This window comes from Candidatus Cloacimonadota bacterium, assembly GCA_011372345.1.
GTDB lineage: Bacteria > Cloacimonadota > Cloacimonadia > Cloacimonadales > TCS61 > DRTC01.
This window is the reverse complement of sequence record DRTC01000353.1, coordinates 1-9,012: the sequence shown is the minus strand read 5'-3', so window position 1 is coordinate 9,012 and position 9,012 is coordinate 1. Positions and strand designations below refer to the sequence as shown.

The following is a 9,012-nucleotide window of genomic DNA, read 5'->3' as shown; positions in this document are numbered from 1 at the left end:
CAAAACAATCTTTGGAAACTTTTGTTCCCAAATTGAAAGATGTTACTTTTCAGGAAAAATTGGGTAGTTTGTTCGATAAAACCGAAAGAATTCTAAAATTAGCTGATTTTATCTTAAAGCAGGAATTATTAGATGAAGATATCTCTCGTAGAACATTAAGAACTGCTTATTTATGCAAAGCTGATTTAGTTACTACAATGCTTGGAGAAAAGGAATTCACCAAACTTCAAGGTTATATCGGGATGGAATATGCGGATAAAAGTGGAGAAGAGCCAGGAGTTCCAACAGCAATTTTTGAGCATTATTTACCGCGCGGGCAAAATGATAGATTACCAAATACAATCGCTGGTTCATTGATCGCCATTGCCGATAAAATGGATACTGTTTGCGGGATTTTCGGAGTAAATATGATCCCGACCGGCTCGAATGATCCTTTTGCTTTAAGGAGAGCCGCAAACGGGATCGTTCAAATCATAGATAAAAATAATTTTGAAATAAATCTACATTCATTGATCGATCAGGCATTTTCCGAACTAAAGAATAAACTGGAAAAACCGGATAATAATAAAGATAAAGTCTATTCTTTTTTCAAGCAGCGCATCAAGTGGTTGTTACAGCAAAAAGAAATCGATTATGATGTGATCGACAGTGTGATGCACATCGATTTTTCCAATATTCCGGATTTGATAAAACGAGCGGAAGTACTTCAGAAATTCAAACAGAGAGAAGATTTTATCAGACTGGTGCTTGGATTTAAACGGGTTTCTAATATCATTACAGAAGTCGATGAATTTAAAGAAATTAATACCACTCTTTTTCAAGAAGATACAGAAATAAAACTGTTTGAAAAATTCCTTTCTTTAAAGGAAATCATCAATAAAAAGCTTTTGCAAAAAGACTATGATTCTGTTTTGAATGAGTTGGTTGATTTCAGTTCTTTTATTGATAATTTTTTCGATGATGTGATGGTAAATGTGGAAGATAAGAATTTACGAAATAATCGCTATCATCTTTTAAGCAAAATTCGGGAGCTTTTCCTGAAAGTTGCCGATCTTGCCAAAATTGTAGTTGAAGGTGAGACTAAATAATATTTTTGGAGCATAAATGAACATAAAGATTTCTGAAAGAGCAATGAACATTAAACCAACACCAACTCTGACAATATCTTCGTTAGCAAAAGAAATGCTATCCAACGGCATTAATGTCGTCAACTTTGGAGTTGGAGAACCGGATTTCAACACTCCGGATTATATTAAAGAAGAAGCAAAAAAAGCCATTGATGATAATTTTACGAAGTATACAAAATCTGCAGGGATAAATGAATTGAGAGCAGCAATTTCTCTAAAACTGAAACGAGATAATAATCTGACCTGCAATCCCAATGATATTCTCGTTTCTCCGGGAGCAAAAGCTTCCATTGTTTTTATACTTATGGCTATCTGTGATCCCGGGGATGAAGTATTGATCCCAATTCCGTATTGGGTAAGTTATCCCTCGCAAGTAGTGATCGCCGGAGCTGAACCTGTTATTGTTCCCACCAAACGGGAAAATGATTTTAAGATAACTACCGCTCAACTCGAGAAGAAAATTACTTCCAGATCAAAAGTTCTGATCCTGAATTCACCCAACAATCCGACTGGAACGGTTTATTCAAAAAATGAATTAGAAAAGATCGGAGAATTTTGTCTCAAACATAATATTTTGATAATCTCTGATGAGATTTATGAAAAACTGATTTACGATAATGAAAAACATATTTCTATCGCTTCTGTTTCCGAGGAAATTCTGGAAATTACAGTTTTGATAAATGGTGTTTCCAAAGCTTATGCCATGACAGGTTGGAGGCTCGGATATTCAGCCGGTCCGACTGAGGTCATTAGAAGGGCGAGTATTATTCAAAGCCACACCACTTCCTGTGTAAATTCTATGACTCAAAAAGCAACAGTTGTTGCTCTTTCCGAAGGTGATGGGAATGTAGAAAAAATGAGAAAGGAATTCGAGCAGCGAAGAAATTTTCTGATCGAGACTTTAAATAATCTTGAAAACATCGAGTGTATGAAACCAAAAGGTGCATTTTATGCCTTTCCCGATGTTTCTTATTACCTGAAAAATAACAAAAATGGAATAAAGAATTCTGCTGAATTATGCGAATTTCTTTTGAAATACTTTCATGTTGCTCTTGTTCCCGGTTCTGCTTTTGGTAATGATGATTATGTTCGTTTTTCTTATGCTAACGGCATGGATTCTATCAAAACGGGTTTGGAGCGTTTTGAAGAAGGTCTGAAGGCTTGTCTGAAATAATATCAAAATATGAACAAATTCAAAGATGAACTCGAAAGAAGAAAAGAAGAAAGAAGAAGTAAAACTTTTTCCACCTGGAAAAATCTTATTTTAAGGATTCTTCTCCTGATTTGTGTTGTTTTGATAATTCGCTATTTAAGCAGTGTGAAAGCAAATAAAATCAATTTTTTTTTCAATTCTCCGGACAGTCAGAAAACGGAATTAAAGGAAAATCCAAAATGAGCCTTGTTATTGTTGCTTCGGTTGCTTTAGATAGTATTAAAACCCCCTTTGGGAAAGTTGACAAGGTTCTCGGTGGTTCGGTAATGTATGCTTCCATGTCGAGTAAGAATTTCTGCCATACGAAAGTCGTTGGAGTTGTTGGAGATGATTTTCCTGAAGCACATCTCGAATTACTAAAAGAAAATCGCATCGATACGGAAGGATTGAAAATAGTTAACGGAAAAACTTTTCACTGGAAAGGTCGATATAATGATTTTAACAGAGCAGAAACTCTCGAGACGCAATTGAATGTTTTTGCGGATTTTAATCCTGAACTTCCGGAAAGTTATCGAAAAAGTAGATTTATATTTCTCGGAAATATCGATCCCACCTTGCAATTACAGGTTCTAAAGCAGATGGAAGCTCCGGAAATCGTTGCCTGCGATACCATGAATTTCTGGATTTCCGGTAAGAAAAAGGAATTATTAGAAGTAATAAAACGGGTTAATATTCTGCTTATTAACGAGGATGAGATCAGGATGTTGACGAATGAGAAGAATATTTTGCAGGCTGCGGAAATGATACGAAAACTCGGACCGGAATTTGTGATCGTTAAAAGAGGTGAATACGGTTCTCTGATCTATGGAAAGGATTTTCTGTTTTTTGCTCCCATTTTTCCTGTCAAAAATGTGATCGATCCCACCGGAGCCGGAGATAGTTTTGCCGGAGGATTTATGGGTTATATAACCGTAAAAGGCAATTTAGAAGAACACACGATCAGGCAGGCAATGGTCTATGGAACAGTAATGGCTTCCTTTGATGTCGAATCTTTTAGTTTAGAAAAATTAAAAAAAGTCGATTTTGACCAGATAGATGCGAGAAAAGAGAAAATTCGAGAAAGTGTTATTTTTTGATATTTTGTCATTATGAGGATTTCTCTTTCTTGAAAGAGACAGAATCTTCCACAGAATTCTCACGAAGAATCTGCAACTAACAAATTGTTCCTAATTGTTGAAGATTCCTTGAGAGAAAAGCATATCGTATCGTCAAAGCGCCAACTTTCAGCAAATGCTCTCATATTGAGAAATCTCTGAATGACCTGACGGCTTTCTTTTTCCCCAGATTTCATTTGGGAATATAATTTGATGAAAAATTTCATTTTACCCGAGAAAATAATCTTGAGTTTAGAGTTTTAAAAGTGCAACTTTTCTCAAATCGCATTCCCAAAAAGAATTTGGGATGAGAAAAAATCACTGGAGATTCCTCACAAGAATCCGTTAAGAGAAAACTCGGAATAACAGTCTCATTATTTCAAAAAAGTGTGATTGATTTTACTCAACTGTGCTGAATTTTACACAAAAATTTTTAAATTTTGTGAGAATCCTTACATTAAAAACTCTTCCATGATAATTTTCGCAAAGTTAAATAGAACATAACTTTATAAATTGATTAAAAATATAATTGGAAAAGGAAACGGGAATTCAGAAAATTGAAATGCAAAATAAAAAATCTCTGTGATCTCTGTGACTCTGTGGCTAATTTTGAAATTCCGATACATTGAAATACAAAGAACTAAAGCATGAACTTTCAGCATATACTTCCATGTTTGGATTTCTAATTGCAATTAACAACTTAAGGGAAAAAATATGAAGTGGAGAATTATTAAATCCGGAAAGATGGGACCAGCAGAAAATATGGCGATCGATGAAGCGATATTTGAAGGAAATATTTCTGGAAGATCGTGTCCAACGATCCGCTTTTACGACTGGAATCCGCCCACAGTTTCATGCGGTTATAATCAGGAAGTTGAAAAAGAAGTCGATTTTGAACTTTTAGACAAATTCGGATTCGGATTTGTTAGAAGACCAACAGGAGGAAGACTGGTGCTTCATTATGATGAAATAACTTATGCTGTCATTGCTCCAGTCCGGGGTCTTCTAAAAGGAAATATTACAGATTCTTACTCGGTAATCAGTACAGCTCTGGCTCAAGGTTTGAACCTGCTCGGTATAAATGTAGAATTTGAAAAAGGTTCTCTTTCATCGGATCATCAAAGAAGCTCTTCTAATCCCTGTTTTTCCAGCAGTTCCCGTTTTGAATTGACCTGCAAGGGAAGAAAAATTGTGGGGAGTGCTCAAGTCAGAAAAAATAAAGTCCTTCTTCAACACGGTTCTATTCTTCTCGCTCATGATCAAAGTGCAGTAGCGAATATTATTCCCAATCTAAACTTCACTCAAAAAGAAAAACTGGCTCATCATCTTTCCCGAAAAACTACTTCGATAAATCAAATTCTGGATAATCCCGTAACCTTTGAGAAAGCCGTAAATACACTGGAAAAGGGATTTAAAAAAAACTGGAAATCAGAAGAATTTTTTCAATCCGAAAACCTGTTCTTGGAAGAAATTGAAAAAGTTGATTTTCTAATTAACAGGAAATATTCCACAATTGAGTGGAATAAAAGAAAATAGTAAGGATTTTTTAATGAATCTACTTAAAAAACATTTGACACGAAAGCTCTTATTAAGGTTTTTGTCTAAAATTAAAAATCCGATATTAGAGGAGGGATTATTTAATGTTTAGGAAAATATTCTTATTAATGTTTCTAACTTTATTCACCGCTTTTTCTTTGTTTGCAGGAACGACAGGAAAGCTGGCAGGTAAAGTTGTAGATGAAAAAAATAAACCGGTTCCATTTGTTAATGTTTTATTAGAAGGAACAACGATTGGAGCTCAGACAAAAACAAACGGAACATATATGATCATAAACATCCCACCGGGAACATATAATGTCATTTATAGCCAGATGGGATTTCAACCTCAAAAAATTACAGGTATTCAAATAAATATTGATGAAACTACAGTTCAGAATGTAACTATGACAACTACCGCAGTAGAGATTGCTGAATACAAAATTACGGAAAGTAAAGTCCAAAAGATCAACAAAACATCTACTTCTTCCGGAAATAAAATTACAGGAGATGCCATCGAAGATATGGCTGTATCTGAAATTGAAGATGTTATCTCCATGCAGGCTGGTGCTACAGTTACAGATGGAGAATTAATTGTACGCGGTGGACGGGCAAACGAAGTTGTTTATATGATCGACGGTATGTCTGTTTCTGATCCTGTTGATGGCGGTGTTGCCATGTCGATCGATTCGGACGCGGTCGAAGTTATGGATCCTAAATTTGGAGGATTTCCTGCAGAATACGGTAATGCTCAATCAGGAATAATCAATATCGTTACTAAAAGCGGAAGCAAGGATTATTCAGGTAAAGTCGAATTCATTTCAGATCATCTTGTGGAAGCAATAAATAATTCCAATTCCGACGAAGTTAAATTTGCTCTTGGAGGTCCGGTTTTTACTCCTTTAGTTCCAAGTATGAGAAACAAATTCACTTTCTTTTTAAACGGCTCAGGAAACTGGTTTGATTCTCGCTATCATGAAGATTATAATCCTGACCTGATCGGTGATTTTACGATGCCTTATGAAGGTGGTACAAAACAGCTTCTGAGTTCATACTGGAGTGATGTTGAAACCTATAATCCGTATGAAGGCAGAAATGATTTTGCCGGTTTTGCTCTTGGAGACAGGAATTATAATTTTTATAATGCTAATCTGAAATTCAAATATAAATTTAATGCCAAACAGAATGTAACTTTCGCAGTTCGTGGTGATCAAAAATCTTATGACAGCTATAATCATGCTTGGAAATATGCCTTAAAATATTTTGACCATACCGAGTTTGACCAGAAGCAATATGTAGCAACTTATGACCATCTTTTTAATCCACAGATGAATCTAAAAATAAAAGGAAGTTATTTCAGTAAAAAAACCGAACGGGGACCAAAAGGTATTTCCCGGGATGATTATTTCGTGCAAACTCTTTTTTCTGATGAAGAAACAACCTATTGGAATTATATTCCGAAAGATTTATATACATACGGTATAGATTATTTGACGACTACAGGCTTGTATCGTGATATCAACTCCGGTCAATGGCAATATGATGTAAATGCCAGTTTAGAGGGAGTACCCGGTTTTGTTACTCCCGGATCAATATCAGGAACAAATGTTAATGATGAATCAACCCAGACTTCTGTCAGAACTGATTTTGAATACCAGCTGAATCAGATACACGGATTCAAAACCGGTTTCGAGTTCATTCAGCATAAAATCAAAAAAGACCAGTTAGCAACTCCCTGGAATATCGATGAATATCGCTTTCATAAATATATTGAAAATGAAGTAACGCCTTATGATTCTACTTATAATTCAACAGAAGATATCTGGGTCTATTCTTATACTTTGGAAGATCTTTATGCCGCAACTATCGCTGCTTCCGGAGATACCGAGGGTTATGAAGCTAATCCTGTTCAGGCAGCCTATTATATCCAGGATAAAATGGAATGGGAAGGTATGATCGTTAATGCCGGACTGAGATTCGATTTCTGGTATCTCGGAGAAAAATATAAAGTTTTGGAAGATGCAGGTTATTATAGATGGGAATATTTTGATAAGAACGATAGATTCCAGATGATGATCTCTCCAAGATTTGGTATTTCCCATCCTATCTCCGAAACCAGTGTGCTTCACTTTGCTTATAATTACCAGAATCAACTTCCTCAAATGCAATATATTTTTACTACAAAAACTGAAGAAGATGCATATTCAGAACCGAATACTCAAGTTGGTGATCCAACTCTTGAACCGCAGATAACTGTTACTTATGAAGTAGGATTACAGAAACAACTCGGGGAAGAATCTCCTTATGTGTTGGACATAACAACATATTATAAAAACATTTATAACTACATTATGCTGTATAAGGTCTATGATCCTGATGATGAAACCGTGTCCTGGTATCAGTTATCATCCGAAGATTACGGAAGTGCCAGAGGTGTTGATTTCAACCTCCAAAAAGATCTGACTAATTTCTTTTCCGGTTCTGCTTCTTATTCTCTTGCCTGGGCAGAAGGTAACAATCCCGGTCTGGTCGTTCAGGATGAAGCCACTCAACTCAGAGAATTTCCCTTACCCTGGGATTTAAGACATAATTTTAGTTTTAACTTTACTTTCAGAATTCAAAACGACGAAGAATACGAACTTCCCTTTACCGACTTCATCCTTCCTCTGGATGATTTCAGTATGAATTTTCTTTATAATATCGCTTCCGGAAGAAGATATACTCCTGTTAACGAAGATGATCATGCTCTTGATCCATATAGTGCTACTCAACCTTATACTGCTACAGCAAATATTAGAATTACAAAAAACTTCCGTTTCAGTGAAAAAGCATATATGAAACTGTATATGAGTATCGATAATCTATTTGATAAGAGAAATGTAAATGATGTTTATCCTAAGACAGGTTCTCCTTATTATGACGGAGCCGACTTGAGTGATGAAAATGGTTATACTGCTGCAGAAAGGCAATATGTTCATGATATGTTTACAAAAGATCCGAGTAATGTCTCGCAGGGAAGAACTTTATCTTTTGGAATGACCTTTAACTGGTAAAAAATAACTGAAAAAAATAAAAAAACATATAATCTAGGAGGATGGAAAATGAGAAGAAATCTCTTTGCCTTATTTATAATTGTATTGATGGTAAACTTGTTCTTTGTAAGCGTTGCTTTTGCTCAGGAAGAAGCAGTAACAGAAGAAGAAACCGTTACTGAAGCTGTCGAAGAAGAAGCACCATTTGATGAATCACCTGCAGTCGGTGGATTGGAAATGTTTGCTCGCAAAATTGTTGGGAGCGGACTGGTTGACCTCTTTATTCAAGGAGGTTTTGTTATGTGGCCCATTCTTATTCTCGTTATCTGGGGTCTGTCTGTTATTATCTGGAAAGTAATTTCATTAAGCTACGCTAAGATCAATCTTAATGAGTTTCTGGATAAAATTATTCCTCTGGTTAAAGAAAAGAAATATGAAGAAGCTGCTACTCTCTGTGAACAGACAAAAGGTCCGATCGCCGCTATTATTCATGCCGGATTAGTAAAAGCGGATAAAGGTGTGGAAGCTGTTGAAAAAGCGATAGAAAATGCCGGAGTTATTGAAATGGCTTTCCTGGAAAAAGGATTTATCCCGCTTTCCACTACGATCAATCTTGCTCCCATGTTCGGATTCTTCGGTACAATTGTTGGTATGATTCGTGCATTTAGAGATATCGCAGCAGCCGGAGAAGTAGAACCAACCATCGTCGCTTCCGGTATAGAGATCGCTTTGATCACAACTGCTGCCGGTCTGGCAGTTGCTATTCCCATGCAGTTCTTTAATAATATGTTTCTGGGCATGGTCGATGGATTGGTGATGGATATGCAGAGAGGTTCGGAAAAAGTTATTGAAACCCTTGTCGAACATAAATAGGGGGAAATAATGGAAGTACGCAGAAAAAGAAAAAATTTGGGTGGAATCCCAACTGCATCAATGTCTGATGTAGCTTTTCTGCTTTTGGTTTTCTTTCTTTCCACAACTAAATTTGATCTTAAAAAGGGATTGGGAAT

At 35.9% G+C, this 9,012-nt stretch carries 7 protein-coding genes; all 7 read left to right on the top strand.

Features of this window, described 5'->3' with window-relative positions:
• A partial coding sequence (gene glyS, locus ENL20_06840; GenBank protein HHE38273.1) for a glycine--tRNA ligase subunit beta occupies positions 1–1,088 on the top strand: 1,088 nt, incomplete at its 5' end.
• Positions 1,089–1,104: 16 nt separating this feature from the next.
• On the top strand, positions 1,105–2,301 hold the full coding sequence (locus tag ENL20_06835) for a pyridoxal phosphate-dependent aminotransferase (GenBank protein HHE38272.1): 1,197 nt from the start codon (positions 1,105–1,107) through the stop codon (positions 2,299–2,301).
• Between the two features lie 218 nt (positions 2,302–2,519).
• Positions 2,520–3,416 (top strand): sugar kinase, encoded by an 897-nt coding sequence (locus ENL20_06830; protein HHE38271.1) that lies wholly within the window; start codon positions 2,520–2,522, stop codon positions 3,414–3,416.
• A gap of 732 nt (positions 3,417–4,148) precedes the next feature.
• Positions 4,149–4,970: a lipoate--protein ligase family protein gene (locus ENL20_06825; protein ID HHE38270.1), complete on the top strand. Its 822-nt coding sequence runs from the start codon at positions 4,149–4,151 to the stop codon at positions 4,968–4,970.
• A 104-nt stretch (positions 4,971–5,074) separates the two neighbouring features.
• Positions 5,075–8,023, top strand: a complete 2,949-nt coding sequence (locus tag ENL20_06820) for a TonB-dependent receptor (protein HHE38269.1) — start codon at positions 5,075–5,077, stop codon at positions 8,021–8,023.
• A 48-nt stretch (positions 8,024–8,071) separates the two neighbouring features.
• Positions 8,072–8,875 carry a MotA/TolQ/ExbB proton channel family protein gene (locus ENL20_06815; GenBank protein ID HHE38268.1) on the top strand — a complete coding sequence of 268 codons (804 nt, stop codon included), beginning with the start codon at positions 8,072–8,074 and terminating at the stop codon, positions 8,873–8,875.
• A 9-nt stretch (positions 8,876–8,884) separates the two neighbouring features.
• The coding region (locus ENL20_06810) for a biopolymer transporter ExbD (GenBank protein ID HHE38267.1) at positions 8,885–9,012 on the top strand (128 nt) is incomplete at its 3' end.